The following is a 23811-nucleotide window of genomic DNA, read 5'->3' as shown; positions in this document are numbered from 1 at the left end:
TAGCCAAAATGTCGAAATACAACTTTGTGCTCTATGCGGCGCAAAGCGAGGATTTCATCGAGAAGCTGCGCGAACTCGGCTTGGTGGACATCACCACCAAGGGCTGGGAACCCTCCGAGGAGGACCGCCAGTTGCTGCTCGACATCGAAGGCCATGCGAAAGCTGCGGAGTTCCTGAAGAACTTCCGCGCCGAGGAGGGCCGCTGCGACGCGAAGGCGAAAGCGTTTGCGTCGGGCAAGGAGGCTTATGAACACTATGCCGCTGCGCACCAGCAGGCTACGGCGCTCCATACCGAGATCGGCCGTCTGGAAAAGGCCGCCGAGGAGTTGCGCCCGTGGGGTGCCTTCGACGTGGAGCGCACGAAAAAACTCGCCGCCGAGGGCATCGTCCTGCGCTATTTCTTCACCCAGCGCAACACCTTCGACAAGCAGTTGGCCGAATGGTCCGAGACCTATACGATTTCGGAGGTCAGCCGGACGGATGCCATGGTGTGGTTCGTCGTCGTGGCCAAGCCCGGCGAGGAGGTGACGCTCGATGCACAGGAGATGAAGACCCCGACGATGGACATTCGTGGGGCAGAGAGCCGCATTGCCGACGCCAGAAAGAAACTCGGGGCCCTCGACGCCGAATTTTCGCGCGTGGCCGCTTCGGAGGAGCTGCTCGCAGAGCATGCCTGCTCGCTGAAAGAGCGTTTGCAGGGCGTGCAGGTGACAGCCACGGCGCAGGAGGCCGCCGACGGCACGCTGGTCGTCATGGAGGGCTGGGCCGAGAAGGAGACTTCCGACAAGGTGGATGCCCTGCTGGAGGAGTATCCCAACGTGGTCTACCTCAAGGGCGACCCCACGCCCGAGGACGAGACGCCCGTGAAGCTCAAGAACCGCTGGTTCGCGCGTATTTTCGAGATGGTGGGCGACATGTACGCCCGTCCGAAATACGGAACGATGGACCTCACGCCGTTCTTCGCACCGTTCTACATGCTCTTTTTCGGCATCTGCCTGAACGACGCCGGTTACGGCCTGATCCTGACCCTGCTGGGCGTGTGGATGCTGGCCAAGAACAAGAAGCCCGGCATGATGCATCAGGCGGCGTGGTTCGCCACGCTGTGCGGTCTGTCGACCGTCGTTTTCGGCGCGTTGTGCGGCTCGTTCTTCGGCATCAACATGAACGAATGGTTCCCCACGGTGAAATTCTTCGATTTTCAGGGACAGTTCTTCTCCATCGCGCTGGTTATCGGCGTGGTGCAGATACTCTTCGGCATGATGCTCAACATCTGGATGACCGTCCGCTGCTTCGGCCTCAGCCGTGCGCTGGGCATGCTGGGATGGTTCATCATCCTCGTCTCGTGCTGTCTGGCCATGGGACTCCCGATGGCGGGCCTCGCCATCCCGGGCTTCGGCTCCTCGTCGGTGGCTTTCTATGTGGCGTTGGGTGTCGGCGCGGTGCTGATGCTGTTGCTGAACGACCCGAAGCGCAATCCGCTCATCAACTTCGGTGCGGGGCTGTGGGACCTGTATAACAACCTCACGGGACTGCTGAGCGACGTGCTGTCGTACATCCGTCTGTTCGCCATCGGACTTTCGGGCGGCGTGCTGGCGCTGGTGTTCAACACGCTGGCCGCGGGCTTCGTCCCCGAGGGCTCGGGCATCGTGGTGCGGCTGCTGGTGATGATTCCGATCCTGCTGATCGGCCACGGCATCAACCTCTTCATGTCCACCATCTCGTCGTTCGTGCACCCGCTGCGTCTGACGTTCGTCGAGTTTTTCAAGAATGCCGGTTTCGAAATGGCCCCGCGCAATTTCGATCCCATCCGTAAAATGAATGATACTAACGAATAATAACAATTAAAAACTCAACTCATTATGGAAACAACAGCATTGGTATTGGCTTACGTCGGCGTAGCGCTGATGGTGGGCCTGGCAGGTGTCGCCTCGTCGATCGGTACCGCCATTACGGGTCAGGCCGCGGTAGGGGCCATGAAGAAGAACGGCGGGGCTTTCGGTAGCTACATGATCCTTTCGGCCCTTCCGGGTTCGCAGGGTCTCTACGGTTTCGTCTGCTTCTTTCTGGTGCAGAAGGGCCTGACGGCTCCGACGCTGGTGCAGGGCGCCGCTATCTTCGGTGCCGGTCTGCTGGTCGGTATGGTGAACCTCGCCGCTTCGATCTATCAGGCCAAGGTCTGCGCCAACGGTATCGCAGCCATCGGCAACGGCCACGACGTGATGGGTAAGACGCTGATCCTCGCGGCTTTCCCCGAGCTGTACGCTATCCTGACGGTGGCCGCCACCTACCTGATCGCCACGCTCGACGGTGTGAACCTCTTCTAAAAGAGCAACGACCGCATGCAAAAAGGGAAGCCCGAGGGCTTCCCTTTTTGCGTCGTGTGCGACAGCCTATTTACCTTTGCGGCGCGACGAGGTGCGGACCTTGGGACCGTGACCGCGGCTTTCGGACGACGCGGCGGTGCGGCGTGCGGCGGCCTCGGGCAGCAGCACCTCGAAGTCGAGCTGGCGCTTCTGCAGGTCGGCGCGCTTCACGCGGATGCGCACCGGACTGCCCAGCGTCAAGCGGATGCCCGTCGAGCGGCCGATGATCTCGTAGAGCTGTTCGTCGAACTGGAAGAAGTCTCCCTCGATGTCCCTCAGGAATGACATGCCCTCGATGTGGGTCTCGTCCAGCTCCACATAGACGCCCCACTCCGTGAGACCCGAGATGTGACCCTCGAACTCCTCGCCGATGTGCTCCTTCATAAACTCGACCATCTTGTACTTGATCGAGGCGCGTTCGGCCTCGGCGGCCACCACCTCGCGGTCCGAAGCCCGTGCGCAGAGGTCCTCCAGCATGGTCTTGTCTGCCGACTTGTCGCCCGCGAGGTAACGCGCCAGCAGGCGGTGGACCATCATGTCGGGATAACGGCGGATGGGCGAGGTGAAGTGCGTGTAGTAGGGGAACGCCAGCCCGTAGTGGCCGATGTTGTCGGTCGTGTAGTAGGCCTTGGCCATCGAGCGCACGGCCATCGTCGAGACGGCGTTCTCCTCGGTGGTGCCCTTGATCTGCTTGAAGAGCTTGTTCATCTCCTTGGCCACGGCGCGGCCTTTCGTGGCCTTGAAGATATGCCCGAAGCGGAGGATGAACTGGCGGAAGCGGTCGAGTTTCTCCTCGCTCGGGGAGTCGTGCACGCGGTATACCATCGTACGTTCCGTCGTGCGGCCGCTCTCGGTCTTGCGCTTGCCGCAGAACTCCGCCACGCGGCGGTTGGCCAGCAGCATGAACTCCTCGATCATCTGGTTCGACTCCTTCTGCTCCTTGAAATAGACGCCCAGCGGTTTGCCGTTCTCGTCGAGGCGGAATTTCACCTCTTCGCGGTCGAACGAGATCGCACCGTTTTTGAACCGCTCCGCGCGCAGCGCCTGCGCCAGCCGGTTGAGGGTCAGCACCTCCTCGGCATAATCCCCGCGCCCCGTCTCGATGATCTCCTGCGCCTCGGCGTAGGTGAACCGGCGGTCGGAGTGGATGACCGTACGGCCGAACCACTCCTCGAGGATGTCGAGGTTCTCGTTGAGGGTGAAGACCGCCGAGAAGCAGAGGCTCGTCTCGTTGGGGCGCAGCGAGCAGAGTTCGTTCGAGAGCCGCTCGGGGAGCATCGGCACGGTGCGGTCCACCAGATAGACCGACGTGCCGCGTTCCACGGCCTCGTCGTCGATCACCGAATGGGGCCGCACATAGTGGGTTACATCGGCAATGTGCACGCCGATCTCCCAGACGCCGTCTTTGATCTTCCGCACCGACAGGGCGTCGTCGAAGTCCTTGGCGTCGGCGGGGTCCACGGTGAACGTGACGACCTGCCGGAAATCGCGCCGCTGGGCGATCTCCTTGCCCGTCACGCGGGCGTCGATGGCCTCTGCGGCCTCTTCGATCTCGGGTTCGAAGCGGTAGGGGAGTTCGTATTCGGCGAGGATGGCGTGCATCTCCGTGTCGTTGTTGCCGGCCATGCCCAGCCGTTCGACCAGTTCGCCCACGGGACTCTTGCTCCCGGGCTGCCAGTCGGCGATGCGGACCACGACCTTTTCGCCGTCCCTGACGTCGGGATAGGTGCGCTTCGAGAGGTAGATGTCCATGGGCATGCGGCGCGAGTCGGCGCGCACGAAGATCTGGTGGAGCCCCACCTCGGCGACGCCCACATAGGGCTTGCGGTTGCGTTCGATGATCCGGGTGATCTCGCCCTCCATCTGCCCGTTGCGGCCGCGGTGCATCACCACGACCTCCACGCGGTCGCCGTTCAGGGCGTTGGCCGCGTTGCGCTGGTTGACGAAGATGTCGGCCTCGAGCCCCTCGACCTTCACATAGACCGAACCCGAGGGGGCCATGTCGGCCACACCCTCGTAATGGGGCAGGTGGTTTTGGGTGAGGCGGTATTTTTCGCGCGCGCACTCCTCGACGATGCCCTCTTCGAAGAGCCGGTCGAGGATTTCGAGTGTTTCGCGGCGGCCCTCTTTCGTGGCGCCTCCCGACGCCGACGCAAGGTGCTTCAGCGAGAATTTATTGTTGGGAAACTCGCGCAGCAGGTTCAGTATGACCGATGCGCGGTCTGTTTTCCGGGCTCCTTTTCCGGAGCGTTGGTTCTGTTTTTTCATCATTTTTCCAAAATTTGCAGGGCCAGTCGGCGCATAAAGCCGATGCCCACGTCCAAGGCCCCTTCGTCGGGTGAGAACGTCGCCGTATGGGGCCGTCCGGCTGCGGCGCCTACGCCCAGCCGGTAAAACAGCGACGGATATTGTTTGCAGTAGAACCCGAAATCCTCGGCCGTGGTCCTCAGGGGCAGCATCTCCACCCCGAGCCCTTCGGTCCGGGCCAGCGCGACGGCCTTTTTGACCAGCATCTCGTCGTTCACCACGCAGGGATAGCCCCGGCCGATGTTCACGTCGGTCTTCACGCCGTGGCGTTTGTCGATGTCCGCCGCGATGATCCCGATGCGGCGGTGGATGATCTCGCGCTCCCGTTCGTCGAACGTGCGCAGCGTCCCCTCCATGTACACCTCGTCGGGCACGATGTTCGTCGCCCCGCCGGCCTCCACGCGGCCGATCGACAGCACGCACTCCTCGCCGTTGAGGGCGATGAGGCGCGTCAGCAGTTCGGCACCCGCCGCCACGGGGTCTTTGAGTTGTCGGCGCATGGCCCCGTGACCGCCCGTGCCGTGCACGCGGAAACGCAGTTCGTCGCTGGCGGCCATGTATTTCCCGGCCCGGAAGCCGAGGGTCCCGACCTCTAACTGCGGCTCGACATGCTCGCCGACCACGGCCCGCACCTCATATTCGTCGAACGGCTTTTCGGCCAGCACCAGCGACGCTCCGCCGGGGTTGCACTCCTCGCCCGGCTGGAACAGTCCGAAGAGCGTGCCCCGGAAATCGGGCGCCGCGGCGAACTCCTTCAGTACGCCGAACAGCACCGCGGCGTGCATGTCGTGGCCGCAGGCGTGCATCACGCCCTCGTTCTGCGACCGCCATTCGCAGGCGTTCTGCTCCGTGATGGGCAGGGCGTCGATGTCGGCCCGCAGGACGACGGCACGGCGGTCGCCGGCGGCCGTCTTGCGGCCCCCGATGCGGGCCAGTACGCCTGTGTCGGCGATTCTGCGGTGCTTGATGCCCAGCTCCGTGAGCTGCTGTTCGATGAATGCCGCCGTGCCGTGCTCCCGGAACGAGAGTTCGGGATGCGCATGCAGGCGGCGGCGAAATTCGACGGGTGTCATAATCGTAGTTCTTTAAAATATCGCTTTCACGATCTTCTGGATGTTCGTCGTGCGGCTCATCGTGTAGTAATGCAGGACGGGCACGCCTGCGGCCATCAGTTCGCGGCTCTGGGCGATGGCCCACTCGGTACCCACCTCGCGCACGTTGTCCGGGTGCGCCTTCGCCTCGCGCACCAGCTCTTCGGGCAGCTCCACGCCGAACGTCTCGGGCAGGATTTCCAGATGGCGGAGCGTTGAAAGGGGCTTGATGCCGGGAATGACCGGCACTTCGATTCCCGCCTCGCGGCAGCGGCGCACGAAGTCGAAGTATTTGCGGTTGTCGAAGAACATCTGCGTGATGACATACTCCGCCCCGGCGTCGATCTTGGCCTTCAGCCGCTCGATGTCCGAGGTGATGTCGCGGGCTTCGGCGTGTACCTCGGGGTAGCCCGCCACGCCGATCGAGAATTTCGAGTGGTGGCACTCCTCGACCTCGCCGTCGATGAACTTTCCGCGGTTCATGTCCGCGATCTGGCGCACGAGGTCTACGGCGTGCGCGTGTCCCTGCGGATGGGGCATGAAGCGTTTTTCGTTCTGCGACTTGTCGCCGCGCAGCGCCAGCACGTTGTGCAGGCCGAGGAAGTCCATGTCGATGAGCGTGTCCTCGATGTCGTATTTCGACAGCCCGCCGCAGATCAGGTGCGGCACCACCTCCACGCTGTAGCGGTGCTGGATGGCCGCCGAGATGCCGACCGTCCCCGGACGGCGCCGCACGACGTGCCATTCGACGCTGCCGTCCTCACGCTCGGTCTCCTTGATCCCCTCGCGGTGGAACGTGATGTTGACATAGGCCGGGTCGAGGGCCATCAGCGGCTCCACGGCGGCGAATATCTTCTGCATGCCGTCCCCCTTGAGCGGCGGCAGCAGTTCGAAAGCGAAACGGGTGCGTCCGGTGGCGATCGCCTCGTTGATGATATCTACGACGTTCATACGTTGTTCGGTATAATCTTTTTTACGGTTTCAACCTCCATTCCGCGGCGTTCGGCATACTCCTCCAACTGCTGCGCGTCGATGGTCCCGACCGAAAAGTAGTCGGCATCGGCCAACAGCAGGCCGCACAGCGCCTCACCGGGGTCGATCATCCAGTTTTCGGTCAGCCGCATGCCGGTCGTCACCTCGGCGGCCAGCAGGTCGAAAACCTCGCGCTTTAACGAATGGTCGGGCGTCGCCGGGTAGCCGAAGGCCATGCGGCGGCCGCGGTACTCGCCGCGGACGACCTGTTTCGGGGTGAGCGGTTCCCCCGTTTCGTAGCCCCACATCTGCCGCCGCACGAACGTGTGCACCGCCTCGGCGAAAGCCTCCGTCAGCCGGTCGGCCAGCAGTTTGGCCATGATCGCCGAGTAGTCGTCGCCCTCGGCGCGGAACTTCTCGGTGAGCTCTTTCAGCCCGATGCCGGCCGTCACGGCGAAACAGCCGATCCAGTCGCCGGCCGGGGCGATGAAGTCGGCCAGCGAGCGGTTCTCCTGCCCGCGTGTCTGGTTGCGGAGCATCGGGAGGCGCTTTTCGCGGCCCTTGGTGTCCGTCACCCGGATGTCGTCGCCCTCGGAGCGTGCCGGAAAGATGCCCACGACGCCTTGCAGGGTCAGCAACCGCTCGTCGCGGATGCGCGCCAGCAACGCCTGCGCATCCGCGAAGACCTTGCGGGCCTCGGCGCCCCGGTCGGGGTGGTCCAGTATCTCGGGATAACGCCCCTTGAGTCCCCACGCCGGGAAGAAGAAATTCCAGTCGATGAACGGCTCGGCGTCGGCCACATCGAAATCCGGGAAGACCATGCGTCCCGGATGGAGCGGTTTTACCGGATCGTGTGGCCGGGCGCTCCGTCCCGCCTTGCGTGCCTCGGCCAGCGGCATGAGGTCGCGTATCCGCAGTTGGCGGGCGTAATCTTGGCGCAGGGCCTGCTGGTCGGCCTTTATTTTGTCGATGTAGAGGTCGCCGTCGGGGCCGAGCAACTGTGCCAAAATCTGGCTGTTGCTGCTGGCGTTCGCGGAATGGATCACTGCCCCCGAGTAGACCGGGGCGATCTTCACCGCCGTATGGAGGTCCGAGGTCGTCGCGCCGCCGATGATGACCGGGATGCGAAGCCCGCGGCGTTCCAGCTCTGCACAGACATGGGCCATTTCGTCGAGCGACGGGGTTATCAGGCCGCTCAGACAGATGCTCTGCGCACCCCACGCCACCGCCTCGTCGACGATGCGCTCCGACTCGACCATCACGCCCAAGTCCTTGATTTCATATCCGTTGCAGGCCATCACGACCGCCACGATGTTCTTGCCGATGTCGTGCACGTCGCCTTTCACCGTGGCGATCAGCACCTTGCCGGCGTTATGTGAAGTGCCGCCCGAACCCTGTTCGATGTAGGGCGTCAGCGCCGCCACCGCGCGCTTCATCACGCGGGCGGTCTTGACTACCTGCGGCAGGAACATCTTGCCCTCGCCGAACAGCGCTCCCACCTGCTCCATGGCGGGCATCAGCAGCGTGTCGATCACGGCCATCGGGCTGCCCAGCGCCTCGTAACCCTCCAGCGCATCCTGCTCGATGTAGTCCGCCACGCCCTTGAGCATCGCGTGGGCGATACGTTCTTCGAGCGTCCCCGCGCGCCACGCGTCGGGGGCCTGCGGCTGTGTCTGGGCCGTCTGCTGCACCTGCTGGGCATACTCCGTCAGGCGTTCCGCGGCGTCGGCCCGGCGGCAGAGGATCACGTCCTCGACCCGCTCGAGCAGTTCGGGTTCGATCTCGCTGTAGACACGGACCAGTTGCGGGTTGACGATGCCCATGTCCATGCCCGCGCGGATGGCGTGGTAGAGGAACGCCGAGTGCATCGCCTCGCGCACGGCGTTGTTGCCTCGGAAGGCGAACGAGAGGTTCGACACGCCGCCCGAGACCTTCGCATGGGGAAGGTTCTCCTTGATCCAGCGCGTGGCGTCGATGAAAGCCTTGGCATAGCCGTCGTGCTCGGGAATGCCCGTTGCCACGGCAAGTACATTGGGGTCGAAGATGATGTCCTCCGGGGGGAATCCGTTTTCGGTCAGCGTCCGGTAGGCCCGCTCCGCAACCTCTACTTTACGTTCGTAGGTGTCGGCCTGCCCCCGTTCGTCGAAGAGCATCACCACGGCAGCCGCGCCGAAGCGGTGAATCTCCCCGGCCCGGCGCAGGAACTCCGCCTCGCCCTCCTTGAGCGAGATGGAGTTAACCACCGACTTACCCTGCGTCACCTCAAGTCCCGCTTGAAGTACCTCCCATTTCGACGAGTCGATCATCACCGGCACGCGGGCTATTTCGGGCTCCGAGGCCATCAGGTTGAGGAACGTGCGCATCGCCGTGGGGCCGTCGATCAGCCCGTCGTCCATGCAGACGTCGACGATCTGCGCCCCGGCGTCGACTTGTGCGCGGGCCACCGAAAGGGCCTCCTCGTAGTTGGCTTCGCGGATCAGCCGGGCGAATTTGGCCGACCCGGCGACGTTGGTGCGCTCGCCGATGTTGATGAAGTTGGCTTCGGGGACGATCCGCAGCGGCTCCAGACCGCTCAGCACCGTCGTATGGCGGGGTTCGGGAAGGGGCCGCGGGGTGTATTGCCCGGCGATCTTCGACAGTTCGAAAATGTGTGCGGGGGTGGTGCCGCAGCATCCGCCCACGATGTTGACCAGTCCGCGCCGCAGGTACTCCCCGACGTCCTCGGCGAACATCTCGGGGGTCTCGTCGTAGCCGCCCATCACGTTGGGAAGCCCGGCGTTGGGGTGTGCCGAAATGCGTGTTTCGGCCACCGCCGCCAGCCGCTCGAGGTAGGGCAGGAGCTGCTTGGCCCCGTAAGCGCAGTTGAGGCCCACGGAGAGCAGGTGTGCGTGCGACACCGAGGCGGCGAATACCTCGACGGTCTGCCCCGAGAGGGTGCGGCCGCTGGCGTCGGCCAGCGTTCCCGAGACCATCACGGGAATTGCGCATCCCAGCTCCGCGCAGAGCGTGTCGATGGCGTAGAGGGCCGCCTTGGCGTTGAGCGTGTCGAAAACGGTCTCCACCAACAGGATGTCCGCGCCGCCGTCCACCAATCCCCGCGCCTGATCCGAATAGGCTTCGGCCAGTTGCGCGAAAGTCACTTCGCGGGCCGCGGGATTCGCCACGTCGGCCGACATCGAGGCCGTGCGGTTCGTGGGACCCATCGAGCCTGCCACGAAGCGGGGTTTCTGCGGGTTGCGGGCCGTGAACTCGTCTGCCGCACGGCGGGCCACCTCGGCCGCGGCTTTCGACATCTCGTAGGCCAGCCCCTCCATGCGGTAGTCGGCCAGCGACACGGCGTTGGCGTTGAACGAATCGGTTTCGATGATGTCGGCTCCCGCCTGCAGGTATTTTTCGTGGATTTCGCGCACTACATCGGGGCGCGTCAGCACGAGCAGGTCGTTGCACCCTTTCAGCAGCACCGGCCAGTCGCCGAAGCGTTCGCCGCGGTAATCCTCCTCCTGCAGTCCGTAGCCCTGAACCATCGTCCCGAAGCCTCCGTCGAGCAGCAGGATGCGTTTTTCCAGTTGTTCGTATAGCGTCGTTGCCATTTATTTTTCGATTAGTTCTATTTCGTAGAGCTTCGGCCAGTTCTTGCCCGTCACGAAGATACGCTCCCGTTCGGCGTCGTAGGCGATGCCGTTCAGCACGTCGGTCGCCGGGGTCATCTCCTCCTCGGGCAGGATGCCCGTCAGGTCCACGACGCCCTCCACGATGCCCGTCGCGGGGTCGATGATCACGATCTGTTCGGTGGTGTAGACGTTGGCCCATATTCTGCCCCCGATCCATTCCAGCTCGTTGAGGTAGTTGACCGGAGCGCCCTGAAAGGTCACCGTCACGCGCTTCTCGCGGCGGAACGTCGCGGGCTCCACCGTGTAGATCGTGGCCGTACCGTCCGACATGTAGAGTTTTGTGCCGTCGGTCGTGAGGCCCCAGCCCTCGCCGGGATAGCGGTGGTCGCGGATTTTTTTGCACCCGTTCTTCAGGTCGTAGACGTGTGCGGTGTTGGACTGCCAAGTGAGCTGGAAAAGCTCGTCGCCCACGCGGGCGATCCCTTCGCCGAACTCCGAGCGGGGCAGGCGTGTCAGCACGCTGGTATTGCCCGTCGTGAGATCGACGGTCTGCACGAGCGATTCGCCGTACTGCCCCGTTCCCTCCCATAGGAGGCCGCCGTCATAGTACAGTCCTTGGGTGTAGGCTGTTGTCGAGTGGGGATAGGTCGCCGCGATGCGGTAGGTGTATGTTTTGGGCTGCATCTGCACGGCCGCCGGTGAGGTCTGCGCCGGGCGTTTGGAACGCGCCGCGGAGCCGCCGCACGCCGGGAGCAGCAGCAGGGAAAGCAGGGATATGAAGATCGTTTTCATCGCTCGGAACAAAATAGCCTACAAAGATATAAAAAGCAAACTACATATCATAATTTCGCTATATTATACAGGGAATGTCTTGTCGGAAAGGGAATTATTTCGTATCTTCGCCTCCCGATTCTGAGCGAAAATACGAAGAATAACAAATATAATTCATTCACTATGAACATTGTAAGAGAACAACGCGGCGAGAATAACTCGCTGATTCGCGTGACTGTCGGCGAGGCGGATTACGGACAGGAGGTCGAGAAGTCCCTGCGCGAGTACAAGCGCAAGGCCAACATCCCCGGCTTCCGCCCGGGCATGGTGCCGATGGGCATCGTCAAGAAGATGTTCGGCAAGGGCGTCGTGGCCGAGCAGTCGTACCGCAAGGCGTCGAACGCCGCTTTCGAATACCTCGAGAAGGAGAAGATCGACTATCTGGGCGACGTGATCCCTTCGGAGGAGCAGGGCGATTTCGATTTCGACAACGCTACGGAGTTCGAATTCGTGTTCGAGATCGGCGAGGCTCCCGCTGTCAATCTGGAGCTCTCCGACAAGGATAAGCTGACATACAGCAAGATCAAGGTCGACAAGAAGATGCACGACGACTACCGTTCGAACTACCTGCGCCGCTTCGGCCGTCTGGTGGATGCCGACAAGGTGACTTCGGACGAGGCGCTGACCGTGACGCTCGACAACGGCGAGATGAACGTGGCCGACGCTTATGTGGGCCTGATTTCGATGTCGGAGGAGGATCGCAAGCCCTTCATCGGCAAGAAAGTGGGCGCCAAGATGAAGGTCAATCTCAACGACCTCTATAAGAACCCCGCCCAGCGCGCCGCCTGTCTGCAGGTCAAGGAGAACGAGCTGGAGGGCATCAACCCCGAATTCGAGCTGGAGATCACCAAGATCCGCAAGTTCGCCGAGCCGGAGCTGAACGAGGAGTTCTTCAAGATGGCGTTCCCGCAGGGCGGCGTCAGCGACGAGGCCGGCTTCGACAAGTTCATCGACGCCCAGATCGAGGGCGAACTGCGCCGCGAGAGCGACTATCTCTTCACGATGCAGTTGCGCGATTACCTCGTGAAGAAGGCCGGGCTGAAGATGCCCGAGGCGTTCCTCAAGCGCTGGCTCTACACCATCAACGAGGGTAAGTTCACGATGGAGGACATCGAGAAGGACTTCGACCAGTTCCTGAAGATGTTCACATGGAACTACCTCCAGAAGCACTTCATCAAGGCCGACAACCTCTCCGTTACGAAGGAGGAGGCACTGGCCGAGGCCAAGGCGCTGGCTGCCGCGCAGTTCGCACAGTACGGCATGCCGTCGGCACCGGACGAGATGCTGGCCGACTACGCTGAGAAGATCCTCGCCGACAAGGATCAGGGCCAGAAGATTTACGAGAAACTCTACGAGGTGAAGGTCGTCGAGGATGTCAAATCGAAGATTAAGGTGACGGAAAAAGCCGTATCTGCGGACGATTTCGCTAAAATGGCGAAGGAGCTTTAAGATTCGCGGATTTTTATGTATCTTTGGACTTTGCAGGCTTGATGTTTGCAAAGTCCTTTGTGCCTTGTGCCTTAAGAAGGCACTCTTTGGGGCGGTTGTGAGTTCTCGCGCTTTCCATCCGGTTCTGCGCTCCCGCCCGCTTAAGAAGCGGGTTTTGGAGGGCGATGGGCGGTCAGGGTGTTGTAACCGGTTTTGCCCGCTCCCGACGGATGAATGAAAAGTAAATAGATACAACTATGTCAGAATTTGAAAAATACGCACGGAACCACTGCGGGATCAGTTCGCTGAAACTGCACGACTTCCAGTCGATAAGCTCGGCCTATGTGTCGCCGACGATCATCGAGGAGCGCCAACTGAACATCGCTACGATGGATGTTTTCTCGCGTCTGATGATGGACCGCATCATCTTCCTCGGCGCGCCGATCTACGACGATGCGGCCAACATCATTCAGGCCCAACTGCTGTTCCTCGAATCGGTCGATCCCGAGAAGGACATCCAGATCTACATCAACTCGCCCGGCGGATCGGTTTCGGCCGGTCTGGGCATCTACGACACGATGCAGTTGGTGAACTCCGACGTGGCGACCATCTGCACGGGTCTGGCGGCTTCGATGGGCGCCGTGCTGCTCACGGCGGGCGCCAAGGGCAAGCGTTCGGCGCTGCCGCACTCGCGGGTGATGATCCACCAGCCGCTGGGCGGCGCGCAGGGGCAGGCTTCGGACATCGAGATCACGGCGCGTGAGATTCTGAAGACCAAGCGCGAGCTGTACGAGATTCTCTCGGCCCACTCGGGCGTTTCGGTCAAGAAGATCGAGAAGGATGCCGACCGCGACTACTGGCTCTCGGCCAAGGAGGCGAAGGAATACGGCCTGATCGACGAAGTGCTCTCCAAACGCGAAAAGTAAACCGCATGGCACAGAACAAGAACAACAATAAGAACGGCGGCGACTGCTGCTCGTTCTGCGGCGCCAAGCGCTCGGACGTGGAGATCATGTTCCAAGGCTCGGACGGCGCCAACATCTGCAACAAGTGCATCGAGAACGGCTATAAGATCATCGTTGACAACGATATCGCCACCGAGCACGGACGGCGTCCGGCGGCGGCTCCGCTGAAGATGGAGGAGCTGCTGAAACCGGCGCAGATCAAGGAGTTTCTCGACCAGTGGGTCATCGGGCAGGACGCCGCCAAACGCTATATGTCGGTGGCGGTCTACAACCACTACAAGCGACTGCTCTACGCCCCGAAGGAGGACGAGGTCGAGCTCGACAAGTCGAATATCGTGCTGGTGGGGCCGACGGGTACGGGCAAGACGCTGATGGCCCGCACGATCGCCAAGCTGTTGAAAGTGCCGTTCACGATCGTCGACGCAACCGTCCTGACCGAAGCCGGTTATGTGGGCGAGGACGTCGAGAGCATTCTCTCGCGGCTGTTGCAGGTCGCCGACTACAATGTCGAGCAGGCCGAGCGCGGCATCGTCTTCATCGACGAGATCGACAAGATCGCGCGCAAGGGCGACAACCCCTCGATCACGCGCGATGTCTCGGGCGAAGGCGTGCAGCAGGCCCTGCTGAAGATACTCGAGGGCACGGTGGTCAACGTTCCGCCCCAAGGCGGGCGCAAGCATCCCGAGCAGAAGTTCATACAGGTCGACACGCGTAACATTCTCTTCATCTGCGGCGGCGCTTTCGACGGCATCGAGAAGAAGATCGCCCAGCGGCTGAACACCCGTGCGATGGGTTACGGACGCCTGAACGCCGACCCCGTCGACCGTTCGAACCTGATGCAGTATGTCACGCCGCAGGATTTGAAGTCGTTCGGGCTGATTCCCGAGCTGGTGGGACGCCTTCCGGTGCTGACCTACATGCAGCCGCTGGAACGCGAGGCGCTGCGCTCGATCCTTACCGAGCCGAAGAACGCCATCGTCAAGCAGTACAAGCGGCTGTTCGAGCTGGACGGCGTGAAGCTCTCGTTCGACAACGAGGTGCTGGACTACATCGTCGACAAGGCCGTCGAGTTCAAGCTCGGGGCCCGCGGCCTGCGCTCGATCTGCGAGGCGATTATGATGGATACGATGTTCGACATCCCGTCGACCGATGCCCGGAAATTCACTGTGACTTTACCTTATGCAAAGAAAAAGATAGAAAAAGCAAATATTTTAGAGCTGAAACAAGTCGGGTAATTTCTTTTTCTATATCTTTACTGCGAAAAATACAAATTGAACGAATAAAAACACTAACTCCAATGTCTACAACGAACTCCAAACTCACACGCGTGGCCGACAATATCCGCATTCTGTCGGCTGCGATGGTCGAAAAGGCTAAGTCGGGACACCCCGGCGGTGCGATGGGCGGCGCCGATTTCATCACGGTGCTCTTCGCGGAATTCCTGCGTTACGACCCGGATAATATGGCTTATCCCTACCGGGACCGTTTCTTCCTCGATCCGGGGCACATGTCGCCGATGCTCTATTCGACGCTGGCGTTGACGGGTCACTACTCGTCCGAGGATTTGCAGTCGCTTCGCCAGTGGGGCAGCGTGACCCCGGGCCACCCCGAGGTGGACGTGATGCGCGGCGTGGAGAATACTTCGGGTCCGCTGGGTCAGGGACATGCCATGGCACTGGGCGCCGCCATCGCGGAGCGTTTCATGGCGGCGCGCTTCGGGGAGTGGATGGCGCACAAGACCTATGCCTATATTTCGGACGGCGCCGTCGAGGAGGAGATTTCGCAGGGCGTGGGGCGCATCGCCGGTCATCTGGGTCTGTCGAATTTCGTGATGTACTACGACTCGAACAACATCCAGCTCTCGACGAAGGTCGACGAGGTGATGACCGAGAACGTGGCCATGAAGTACGAGGCGTGGGGTTGGAACGTGCTGTCGGTCGACGGACACAATATCAACGAGATCCGCGAGGCACTGGTCGCCGCCGAGAGCGAGACGGAGCGTCCGACGCTCATCATCGGCCATACGGTCATGGGCAAGGGCGCCAAAGGTCCCGCCGGAGAGAGCTTCGAGGACAAGGTTTCGACCCACGGCCAGCCGCTTACGGCCGCCGGAGCCGATTTCGCCGCTACGGTCGAGAATCTGGGCGGCGATGCGAAGGATCCGTTCGCCATCTTCGCCGAGAGCCGCGAGGTCTTCGCCGAGCGTCGGGAGGCGCTGAAGGAGTGGGCCTCCAAGCAGGCCGCCGTCGAGAAGTCGTGGCGCACGGAGCACAAGGACCTCGCACGCAAGCTCGACGATTTCCTTTCGGGCAAACTCCCCGAGATCGACTATAAATCCATCGAGATGAAGGCCGGTGTGGCGACGCGCGCTGCTTCGGCGACGGTGCTGGGGGTCTATGCCGAGAAGATCGACAACATGATCGTGGCCTCGGCCGACCTGTCGAACTCGGACAAGACCGACGGATTCCTGAAGAAAACCAAGGCTTTCGAGAAGGGCGACTTCTCGGGTAAGTTCTTCCAAGCGGGCGTTTCGGAGCTGACGATGGCCTGCGTGATGAACGGTATGGCGCTGCACGGCGGCGTGATCCCCGTCTGCGGCACGTTCTTCGTCTTCTCGGACTACATGAAACCGGCCGTGCGCCTCTCGGCGCTGATGCGCCTGCATGTGGTCTATGTCTGGACGCACGATTCGTTCCGTGTGGGCGAGGACGGCCCTACGCACCAGCCCGTGGAACACGAGGCGCAGATTCGCCTGATGGAGCATCTGAAAAACCACCACGGCGAGCGTTCGATGGTCGTGCTGCGTCCGGCTGACGGCGAGGAGACCGTCATGGCGTGGAAACTGGCCGTTGAGGAGCACCGCCCCGTGGCATTGGTTCTCTCGCGCCAGAACATCAAAAACCTGCCGACGCTGGGCGCCAGCCGCCGCGAGGAGGCCGCACAGATCGCCAAGGGCGGTTATGTGGTGATGGATTCGGCCAAACCCGCCGCGGTGCTGATTGCCACGGGTTCGGAGGTTGCGACGCTGGTCGAAGGCGCCGAACTGCTGGCTTCGGAGGGAATTCCGGTCCGCGTGGTGAACGTCCCGAGCGAGGGGTTGTTCCGCGACCAGCCCAAGTCGTATCAGGAGAGCGTGCTTCCGGTGGGCGTTGCGCGTTACGGGATGACCTCGGGTCTTCCGGTGAACCTGCTGGGACTCGTGGGCGAGAAGGGTATGATCCACGGTCTGGACCACTTTGGCTATTCGGCTCCCTATACGGTTCTTGACGAGAAGTTCGGTTACAACGGCAAGACCGTAGCCGCCGAAGTAAAGAAGATGCTCGGGAAATAGCAGTAATCGTCGGACCTTCAGCGGCAACGATTTTGAGTAGCCGCCGAAGTAAAGAGGATGCTCGGAAAATAGTACCTTATATATAATGTGCAGAAGCCACCGCCCGATGCGGTGGCTTTTGTTTTGCAGATTCCGAAATTATGCCTATCTTTGCAGTCCCGTCTGTCAAGCGGGGAAATGTGGAAAGATTTGACTGATTGCAAACCACAATAAAAAATCGCTAAAGCAGCACATTTTTTATTTCCAAGCAGCCAATTTTTCCCATTTTATACGTTTAACCATTAAAATGTATGAAAATGGGCTTTTTATTTACATCGGAGTCGGTGTCCGAGGGGCATCCCGATAAAGTTTCGGATCAGATTTCCGACGCAATCCTCGACGAATTCCTGCGCCGCGACGCCAACTCGAAGGTCGCCTGCGAAACCCTCTGCACCACGGGACTTGTGGTCGTGGCCGGTGAAGTGCGTTCGGAAGCGTATGTCGACGTGCAGGCCGTCACGCGCCGCGTCATCAACCGCATCGGCTACACCAAGAGCGAGTATCAGTTCGACTGCAACTCGTGTGGCATCCTGTCGGCCATCCACGAACAGTCGTCGGACATCAACCAAGGCGTTGTCCGCGAAGCCGAGGAGGAGCAGGGCGCCGGCGATCAGGGCATCATGTTCGGCTATGCCTGCAACGAGACCCGCGAGATGATGCCTGCGACGCTGATTCTCTCGCATGTGATTCTCAAGGAACTGGCCGTCATCCGGCGCGAAGGCGAGGTGATGACCTACCTGCGTCCCGACTCGAAGTCGCAGGTGACGATCGAGTACGACGAGAAGACGAACAAGCCGCTGCGCGTGCATACGATCGTCGTTTCGACACAGCACGACGAGTTCATCCTTCCGGGAGAGGGCCGCAGCGAGAAAGAGGCGGAGAAGCAGATGCAGGATAAAATCCGCGAGGATGTGCGCACGATCCTCATTCCGCGCGTCAAGGCGCGTCTGGAACGCGCCGGGGACCAACTGGCGGAGCTGATCGGCGACGATTACATCCTGCATGTGAATCCCACGGGCAAGTTCGTGATCGGAGGTCCCCACGGGGATACGGGCCTCACGGGGCGCAAGATCATCGTCGACACCTACGGCGGCCGCGGCGCACACGGCGGGGGTGCATTCTCGGGCAAGGACTCCTCGAAGGTGGACCGCTCGGCGGCCTATGCTGCGCGTCATATCGCCAAAAACCTCGTGGCGGCAGGTGTCGCCGACCAGATTCTGGTGGAGCTGTCGTATGCCATCGGCATCGCCGAACCGCTGTCGATCTACGTCGAGACCTATAACTCGCCCCGTCCCGAGGCGTTGAAAGGCATGACCGACGGCGAGATCGCCCGCCGCATCGGTAAGCTCTTCGACCTGCGTCCCGCGGCCATCGTGAAGCGTTTCGGGCTGAAAAACCCGATCTTCGAGGCCACGGCTTCCTACGGACACTTCGGCAACCGTCCCTACACCCGGACCGAGAAGGTCTGGGAGAACGGCGCCGAGGTCGAGCGCGAAATCGAGTTCTTCGGCTGGGAGAAACTCGACGCCGTGGAGCAGATCAAACGGGAATTCGGCCTTTAACGGACGTGTACGCTGAAAAATCGGGGTGTCCGCTCAGGATGTCCCGATTTTTGTGCGAAAAGGACATACTAACCGGACGTTATTGTGCGTTTGTCCTACGAAATTGAAATCTAAACGCATAGCTTATGTAATGAAGTTGCCTCTGATTAATAGAACTTAACCACTTTAATTCATTATGAAAAAGGCATTTTTGATTTTAGGAATAGTTGCCGTGTCGGCCGCAGCCGGCGGACTTACGGCGTGGACCGTTGCGGGCGACCGCAGTGATTCGGTACAATATGTCGAGCGCGAGGTGGAACGCACTCCCGCGCTGGGCGCGCAGTTTACCTCGTATCAGGCCGAGCAGTATCCCGACCTGACCTATGCCGCCGAGAATGCAGTGAAAGCCGTCGTGAACATCGAGGCCATCCAACAGGTCGAGATGCCCCAGCGTAGGGGCGGTTACGATCCGTTCCTTGAGTTCTTCGGCATTCCGCAGGACTACGGCCGCGGCGACGGACGTCCGCAGTACCGCGAGCAGCGTGCGGGCGGTTCGGGCGTCATCATTTCGGAGGACGGGTACATCGTCACGAACAACCATGTGGTGGACGGCGCCTCGAAACTCAAGGTGAAACTCAACGACGGCCGTTCGTTCGACGCCAAGCTCATCGGCAAGGACTCGGCGACGGACCTCGCGCTGCTGAAGGTCGAGGCCGAGGGGCTGCCGACGCTGGCTTTCGGATCGTCCGACGCGCTACGTCTGGGCGAGTGGGTGCTGGCGATCGGTTCGCCGTTCGACCTGCAGTCGACCATCACGGCCGGCATCGTGAGCGCCAAGGCGCGTCAGTTGGGTGTGATTCCCAACGACTTCCGTATCGAGGCGTTCATCCAGACCGACGCGGCGGTGAATCCCGGTAACTCGGGCGGCGCGCTGGTCAACACCCACGGCGAGCTGGTGGGCATCAACACGCTCATCAAGTCGCAGACGGGCAGCTATGTGGGCTATTCGTTCGCCATTCCCGAGTCGATCGTCAAGAAGGTCGTGATGGACCTCAAGGAGTTCGGCGTCGTACAGCGCGCACTGCTGGGCATCCAGTTCCGCGTCGTGGATCAGGACTTCCTCGACGAGGAGGGCAAGGAGCTGGGTATTAAGGAGCTCGGCGGGGCCTATGTGGCCGGTGTGATCGAGGGCGGCTCGGCTTCGGAGGCCGGAATCCGCAAGGGCGACATCATTCTGGACATCGACGGCGTGAAAGTCACCGACCCCTCGACGCTTCAGGAGCAGGTTGCCAAGCGCCGACCCAACGATACGGTTAAATTATCGGTAAAAAGAGACGGCAAGGTGAAACAATTTGACGTCACTTTGCGTAATAAAGCTGGTAAAACGGAATTGGTTACCAAGGAGGATATCGACGTGGTCGAGGCCCTCGGAGGTAAGTTCGCCGATGCGGGCGCCAAACTGTGCCGCGAGCTCGATATCAAGGGCGGCGTACAGGTGGTCGGCATCAAGGCCGACGGAATTCTGGCCCGTGCCCGTGTTAAGCAGGGATTTGTAATTACTCACATCAACGACCGCCCGGTCTATGCGCTCAGCGACATGCAGCGGATGACGGAGAAGGTCACTTCGATCGACGGCGTCTATCCCAACGGACGCTCGGCAAGCTATACGCTGGTGGAGTAGGTACGGACCCGGGCGGGTTTTGCAGTGAAATAATTTTTAGGTAGTTAGAATAAATATGCGTCAATTAAAAATCACAAAGTCCATCACCAACCGCGAGAGCGCCTCGCTGGACAAGTACTTGCAGGAAATCGGCAAGGAGGAGCTCATCACGGTCGAGGAGGAGGTGGAACTCGCCCAGCGAATTAAAAAAGGAGACCAAGAGGCACTTGAGAAGCTGACCAAAGCCAATCTGCGCTTCGTGGTCTCCGTAGCCAAGCAATACCAGAATCAGGGGCTGAGCCTCCCGGACCTGATCAACGAGGGCAACCTCGGACTGATCAAGGCCGCCGAGAAGTTCGACGAGACCCGCGGCTTCAAGTTCATCTCCTATGCCGTGTGGTGGATCCGCCAGTCGATCCTTCAGGCTCTGGCCGAGCAGTCGCGCATCGTGCGCCTGCCGCTGAATCAGGTGGGGTCGCTGAACAAGATCAACAAGGCGTTCGCCCGCTTCGAACAGGAGCACGAGCGCACGCCGTCACCCGAGGAGCTGGCCACGGAGCTGGAACTTCCGAAGGAGAAGGTCACCGACACGCTGCGTGTCGCCGGCCGCCACGTCTCGGTGGATGCGCCGTTCGCCGATGGTGAGGACAACTCGCTGCTGGACGTGCTGGTGAATCCCGATTCGCCCAACGCCGACCGCGGGCTGATCAACGAGTCGTTGTCGACGGAGGTGGACCGCGCGCTGGAGACACTGACGGAGCGTGAGCGCGACATCATCAAGTATTTCTTCGGCATCGGCACCTCGGAGATGACCCTCGAGGAGATCGGCGAGAAGTTCGACCTGACGCGCGAACGCGTGCGGCAGATCAAGGAGAAGGCCATCCGCCGCCTCCGCCACTCGTCGCGCAGCAAACTGCTGAAATCCTATCTGGGATAGCGAATCCCGCAGTCCGTAAAAAATCCCGGCCTTGACAAGCGAGGCCGGGATTTTTGTGCTTTGGGGGGGGGTTACCACACGATCGGCTCTTTGCCGACAGTGCGGAGGTATTCGTTGGCCTGCGAGAAGTGACGGCAGCCGAAGAACCCGCGGTAGACCGACAGCGGCGAGGGGTGCACGGCTTTGAGGATCAGGTTTTGACGGGGATCGGCAATGGCGCCTTTCCGTTGGGCGTAGCTGCCCCAGAGCATGTAGACGATATTTTGCTTGCGCTCGGCGATGGCGCGGACTACGGCGTCGGTGAAGGTCTCCCAGCCGTGTCCGGCGTGCGAGGCCGCCTCGTGGGCGCGGACCGTCAGCACGGCGTTGAGCAGCAGCACGCCCTGCTCGGCCCAGCGGTCGAGGTTGCCCGTCGCGGGAACGGGCGTCCCGGTGTCGTCGGCGACCTCCTTGAAGATGTTTTGCAGCGAGGGCGGGAAGGGAATGCCGTCTGCGACCGAGAAGCAGAGCCCGTTGGCCTGTCCGGGACCGTGGTAGGGGTCCTGACCGATGACGACCACTTTCAGCTTTTCGAACGGGCATTTGTCGAAGGCCCGGAAGATGTTGCTGCCGCGGGGAAAAACGCGCCGTGTGGCATACTCCTGCCGCACGAACTCCGTGAGCTGGGCAAAATAGGGTTTTTCGAATTCCGGGGCGAGAAGCTCTTTCCAGTCGGGGGCTATCTTTACATCCATGGTTTTCGGGATAGTTTTTTTCGTTTTTGGTCGGATAAATATAGTGAAAAATTCAATCAACGCCAAAAACGGACGCTGTCCGCTCTTGGAGAGCGGATGGCGTGTTGGGGTGACCGGTTATCGTGGTTCATGGCGGTGGCTCCGACCGGGGAGGTTACCGAATCCATCGGACGGTCGTGTCGCGGCTCCGTTCGCGGAATCCGCACCGTTGCAGCAGCCGTTGGGAGGCGTATCCGTCGGCGTCCGTTTCGGCCGTGACATGGCGGACTCCCGGCTGTCGCAGGACCCAGCCGCAGAGGGCTTCGACGGCCTCGGTCATATAGCCGCAGCCCTCGAATGCCGGGCCCAGTCCGTAGCCGATCTCGACGCAGCCTTCGGGGTCGGGTCGGTCTTTGAAAAGCGCGGAACCGACGATGCTCCGGTCCGTTTTGCGGAGTATGAACCAGAAGCTGTGCCATTGTGGGTTTGCGGGATCGGCGGCAGTCGCCACGAGCTGTCCTTCGACGATGGTCCGGAACACGCCCGCGAGGGGTTCGGCCCGGTAGATGGCGTTCATCTCCCGCTCCAGCCGGGGCAGGTCGCCGAGCCACAGCGAGAGCTGCGTCGCGTCGAGAAGCCGGATTTCCAGCCGTCGGGTGTCGATCGTCATGGAGGGTCGGGTTACCGGAGCTGCCTTTCGGCTTCGTTGTCCTTTTCCGCTTTGTCGTCCTCCTCCCAGTCGAACCACGGGAAGTCGCGGCGCTCGCCGAGCGAAAAGCGGGTGTAGGTGATCGGGAGCCCCATGCCGAGGAAAAGCGTTTCGTAGGCGGTCTTGATCGAGAGCACCTCGTCGGCGTAGCCCGTGCCGTAGATATCCGGTTCGGAGACCTCGCAGGGAAGCCCGAAACGGCGGATCACCTCGTCGGTATAGGCGTAGAGGTGTTTGGAGTCGGTCTTGAGGTTGATGGCTCCGCCGGGTTCCAACAGGCGGGCGTAGTAGGTCAGGTAGACGGGCGAGGTGAGCCGCTTGCGGGCCCGCCGCGTCTTGAGCTGCGGATCGGGGAAGGTGATCCAGATTTCGGAAACCTCGCCCTCGGCGAATAGCGCATTGATGAATTCGATGCGGGTGCGCAGGAAACCCACGTTGTGCATCTTGCGGTCGGTGGCGGTCCGGGCGCCCCGCCACATGCGGGCCCCTTTGATGTCGATGCCGATGTAGTTGCGCATCGGGTCGCGTTCGGCCAGCGCCACGGTGTATTCACCCTTGCCACAGCCCAGCTCCAGCACGATGGGATGGTCGTTGTGGAAAAAATCGCGGCGCCAGTTCCCTTTCAGCGGGTGGTCGCGGTGGAACACCTCGTCGAATTCGGGTTGTACGAAACATTCGAAACTGAGATTCTCGCGGAACCTCCGGAGCTTGTCTTTGCCCATAAGTGATCAGACAGTTATCTAAGTAGTAATTCGGGGCGATCGCAATGGCGTCGTCGTCGGTTGTTCTTCGCGGCGTACCGCCGCGTTTGCAAATCCGACCCCACACCGGCCCTCCCTCAGGGCGGGAGATGGTGTACGTTGCGGACGGTTCATTCGCTTTTCTCTATGTTAATGCCCACGGCCTCGACCCCGCGGACGGGACGTGTCGGCGTGAGGATGCAGCGGTAGTCGCCGCTCTGTGTGAACCGGATGCGGATGCGGTAGGGTACGGCGACCTCGCGCATCAGGGGGGCCGGGCTCTCGCCGCGGGGGATGACCAGCCGGAACGGCTCCTCGAAGCGGAGCGAGTCGGGGGCGATGGTCGCGATGCGGAGCGTCAGCGTGTCTTCGGCGAAACGGTCGTTGCAGCGCAGGAACACCTCCGCGTCGCGCAGGGTGACCGTATCGGCGTTCGGCAGGCGGATTTCGGCTCCCCGCTCCCAGCGGAACGGATCGACGTCCGTAGCCGCCGACTGGTGAGGCGAGATGCACCCTCCGGCCAGCAGCGCGGCCGCCGTGGCCGCGGCGATATGCCGTGCCGAAGCTTTCACC

18 protein-coding genes are annotated in these 23811 nt (G+C 61.5%); 9 read left to right on the top strand and 9 right to left on the bottom strand.

Annotated elements, in window-relative coordinates:
• Positions 1–8: 8 nt before the first annotated feature.
• A complete protein-coding gene (locus tag BN5935_RS01275) occupies positions 9–1835 on the top strand; it encodes a V-type ATP synthase subunit I (protein ID WP_064976789.1) in 1827 nt (608 codons plus the stop codon).
• Between the two features lie 24 nt (positions 1836–1859).
• Positions 1860–2324 (top strand): ATPase, encoded by a 465-nt coding sequence (locus BN5935_RS01270; RefSeq protein ID WP_064974487.1) that lies wholly within the window; start codon positions 1860–1862, stop codon positions 2322–2324.
• Between the two features lie 66 nt (positions 2325–2390).
• On the opposite strand, the gene rnr is transcribed toward BN5935_RS01270, so the two are convergent.
• Genes rnr through BN5935_RS01245 form a run of 5 tightly spaced genes read right to left on the bottom strand, consistent with a single transcriptional unit; the run spans position 2391 to position 11136 of the window.
• The gene (gene rnr / locus BN5935_RS01265) at positions 2391–4631 is read right to left on the bottom strand and encodes a ribonuclease R (protein ID WP_064976788.1); all 2241 of its coding nucleotides are present in this window, start codon (positions 4629–4631) and stop codon (positions 2391–2393) included.
• Complete coding sequence (locus BN5935_RS01260) at positions 4631–5743, bottom strand: M20 family metallopeptidase (protein WP_064974486.1); 1113 nt, start codon at positions 5741–5743, stop codon at positions 4631–4633. The genes rnr and BN5935_RS01260 overlap by 1 nt, the downstream gene beginning before the upstream one ends.
• Positions 5744–5755: 12 nt before the next feature.
• Positions 5756–6712: a methylenetetrahydrofolate reductase [NAD(P)H] gene (metF, locus tag BN5935_RS01255; protein WP_064974485.1), complete on the bottom strand. Its 957-nt coding sequence runs from the start codon at positions 6710–6712 to the stop codon at positions 5756–5758.
• On the bottom strand, positions 6709–10323 hold the full coding sequence (gene metH, locus BN5935_RS01250; protein WP_064974484.1) for a methionine synthase: 3615 nt from the start codon (positions 10321–10323) through the stop codon (positions 6709–6711). The genes metF and metH overlap by 4 nt, the downstream gene beginning before the upstream one ends.
• Positions 10324–11136: a glutaminyl-peptide cyclotransferase gene (locus BN5935_RS01245; RefSeq protein ID WP_064974483.1), complete on the bottom strand. Its 813-nt coding sequence runs from the start codon at positions 11134–11136 to the stop codon at positions 10324–10326.
• A 162-nt stretch (positions 11137–11298) separates the two neighbouring features.
• On the opposite strand from BN5935_RS01245, the gene BN5935_RS01240 reads away from it, so the two are divergent.
• The 7 genes from BN5935_RS01240 to BN5935_RS01210 all read left to right on the top strand — a co-directional run bounded on the left by BN5935_RS01240 (position 11299) and on the right by BN5935_RS01210 (position 21076).
• Positions 11299–12624 (top strand): trigger factor, encoded by a 1326-nt coding sequence (locus BN5935_RS01240; protein ID WP_064974482.1) that lies wholly within the window; start codon positions 11299–11301, stop codon positions 12622–12624.
• A 236-nt stretch (positions 12625–12860) separates the two neighbouring features.
• Complete coding sequence (gene clpP / locus BN5935_RS01235; RefSeq protein ID WP_064974481.1) at positions 12861–13529, top strand: ATP-dependent Clp endopeptidase proteolytic subunit ClpP; 669 nt, start codon at positions 12861–12863, stop codon at positions 13527–13529.
• A 5-nt stretch (positions 13530–13534) separates the two neighbouring features.
• On the top strand, positions 13535–14803 hold the full coding sequence (gene clpX / locus BN5935_RS01230) for an ATP-dependent Clp protease ATP-binding subunit ClpX (protein ID WP_064974480.1): 1269 nt from the start codon (positions 13535–13537) through the stop codon (positions 14801–14803).
• A 62-nt stretch (positions 14804–14865) separates the two neighbouring features.
• Entirely contained in the window at positions 14866–16899 is a 2034-nt protein-coding gene (locus tag BN5935_RS01225; RefSeq protein WP_064974479.1) for a transketolase family protein, read from the top strand.
• 296 nt (positions 16900–17195) lie between these two features.
• A complete protein-coding gene (gene metK / locus BN5935_RS01220) occupies positions 17196–18500 on the top strand; it encodes a methionine adenosyltransferase (protein WP_064976787.1) in 1305 nt (434 codons plus the stop codon).
• Between the two features lie 175 nt (positions 18501–18675).
• Complete coding sequence (locus tag BN5935_RS01215) at positions 18676–20160, top strand: Do family serine endopeptidase (protein WP_064974478.1); 1485 nt, start codon at positions 18676–18678, stop codon at positions 20158–20160.
• A 55-nt stretch (positions 20161–20215) separates the two neighbouring features.
• The gene (locus BN5935_RS01210; RefSeq protein ID WP_010266169.1) at positions 20216–21076 is read left to right on the top strand and encodes a sigma-70 family RNA polymerase sigma factor; all 861 of its coding nucleotides are present in this window, start codon (positions 20216–20218) and stop codon (positions 21074–21076) included.
• Between the two features lie 71 nt (positions 21077–21147).
• Here the strand turns inward: BN5935_RS01210 and ung are convergent, their stop codons facing one another.
• The 4 genes from ung to BN5935_RS01190 all read right to left on the bottom strand — a co-directional run bounded on the left by ung (position 21148) and on the right by BN5935_RS01190 (position 23810).
• Positions 21148–21810, bottom strand: coding sequence for a uracil-DNA glycosylase (gene ung / locus BN5935_RS01205; RefSeq protein ID WP_064974477.1), 663 nt, complete (start codon positions 21808–21810; stop codon positions 21148–21150).
• Positions 21811–21964: 154 nt separating this feature from the next.
• Complete coding sequence (locus tag BN5935_RS01200) at positions 21965–22459, bottom strand: GNAT family N-acetyltransferase (protein WP_064974476.1); 495 nt, start codon at positions 22457–22459, stop codon at positions 21965–21967.
• An 11-nt stretch (positions 22460–22470) separates the two neighbouring features.
• Positions 22471–23220 (bottom strand): tRNA (guanosine(46)-N7)-methyltransferase TrmB, encoded by a 750-nt coding sequence (trmB, locus tag BN5935_RS01195; RefSeq protein WP_064974475.1) that lies wholly within the window; start codon positions 23218–23220, stop codon positions 22471–22473.
• Between the two features lie 149 nt (positions 23221–23369).
• On the bottom strand, positions 23370–23810 hold the full coding sequence (locus BN5935_RS01190) for a hypothetical protein (RefSeq protein WP_064974474.1): 441 nt from the start codon (positions 23808–23810) through the stop codon (positions 23370–23372).
• Position 23811: the final 1 nt, after the last annotated feature.

This window comes from Alistipes provencensis (assembly GCF_900083545.1).
GTDB lineage: Bacteria > Bacteroidota > Bacteroidia > Bacteroidales > Rikenellaceae > Alistipes > Alistipes provencensis.
This window is presented reverse-complemented; position numbering and strand designations above follow the sequence as displayed.

Excerpts from the sequence above, each read along its gene's own strand:
- BN5935_RS01275 (WP_064976789.1), top strand. The coding sequence starts at position 9 with ATGTCGAAATACAACTTTGTGCTCTATGCGGCGCAAAGCGAGGATTTC.
- BN5935_RS01270 (WP_064974487.1), top strand. The coding sequence starts at position 1,860 with ATGGAAACAACAGCATTGGTATTGGCTTACGTCGGCGTAGCGCTGATG.
- rnr (WP_064976788.1), bottom strand. The coding sequence starts at position 4,631 with ATGAAAAAACAGAACCAACGCTCCGGAAAAGGAGCCCGGAAAACAGAC.
- BN5935_RS01260 (WP_064974486.1), bottom strand. The coding sequence starts at position 5,743 with ATGACACCCGTCGAATTTCGCCGCCGCCTGCATGCGCATCCCGAACTC.
- metF (WP_064974485.1), bottom strand. The coding sequence starts at position 6,712 with ATGAACGTCGTAGATATCATCAACGAGGCGATCGCCACCGGACGCACC.
- metH (WP_064974484.1), bottom strand. The coding sequence starts at position 10,323 with ATGGCAACGACGCTATACGAACAACTGGAAAAACGCATCCTGCTGCTC.
- BN5935_RS01245 (WP_064974483.1), bottom strand. The coding sequence starts at position 11,136 with ATGAAAACGATCTTCATATCCCTGCTTTCCCTGCTGCTGCTCCCGGCG.
- BN5935_RS01240 (WP_064974482.1), top strand. The coding sequence starts at position 11,299 with ATGAACATTGTAAGAGAACAACGCGGCGAGAATAACTCGCTGATTCGC.
- clpP (WP_064974481.1), top strand. The coding sequence starts at position 12,861 with ATGTCAGAATTTGAAAAATACGCACGGAACCACTGCGGGATCAGTTCG.
- clpX (WP_064974480.1), top strand. The coding sequence starts at position 13,535 with ATGGCACAGAACAAGAACAACAATAAGAACGGCGGCGACTGCTGCTCG.
- BN5935_RS01225 (WP_064974479.1), top strand. The coding sequence starts at position 14,866 with ATGTCTACAACGAACTCCAAACTCACACGCGTGGCCGACAATATCCGC.
- metK (WP_064976787.1), top strand. The coding sequence starts at position 17,196 with ATGGGCTTTTTATTTACATCGGAGTCGGTGTCCGAGGGGCATCCCGAT.
- BN5935_RS01215 (WP_064974478.1), top strand. The coding sequence starts at position 18,676 with ATGAAAAAGGCATTTTTGATTTTAGGAATAGTTGCCGTGTCGGCCGCA.
- BN5935_RS01210 (WP_010266169.1), top strand. The coding sequence starts at position 20,216 with ATGCGTCAATTAAAAATCACAAAGTCCATCACCAACCGCGAGAGCGCC.
- ung (WP_064974477.1), bottom strand. The coding sequence starts at position 21,810 with ATGGATGTAAAGATAGCCCCCGACTGGAAAGAGCTTCTCGCCCCGGAA.
- BN5935_RS01200 (WP_064974476.1), bottom strand. The coding sequence starts at position 22,459 with ATGACGATCGACACCCGACGGCTGGAAATCCGGCTTCTCGACGCGACG.
- trmB (WP_064974475.1), bottom strand. The coding sequence starts at position 23,220 with ATGGGCAAAGACAAGCTCCGGAGGTTCCGCGAGAATCTCAGTTTCGAA.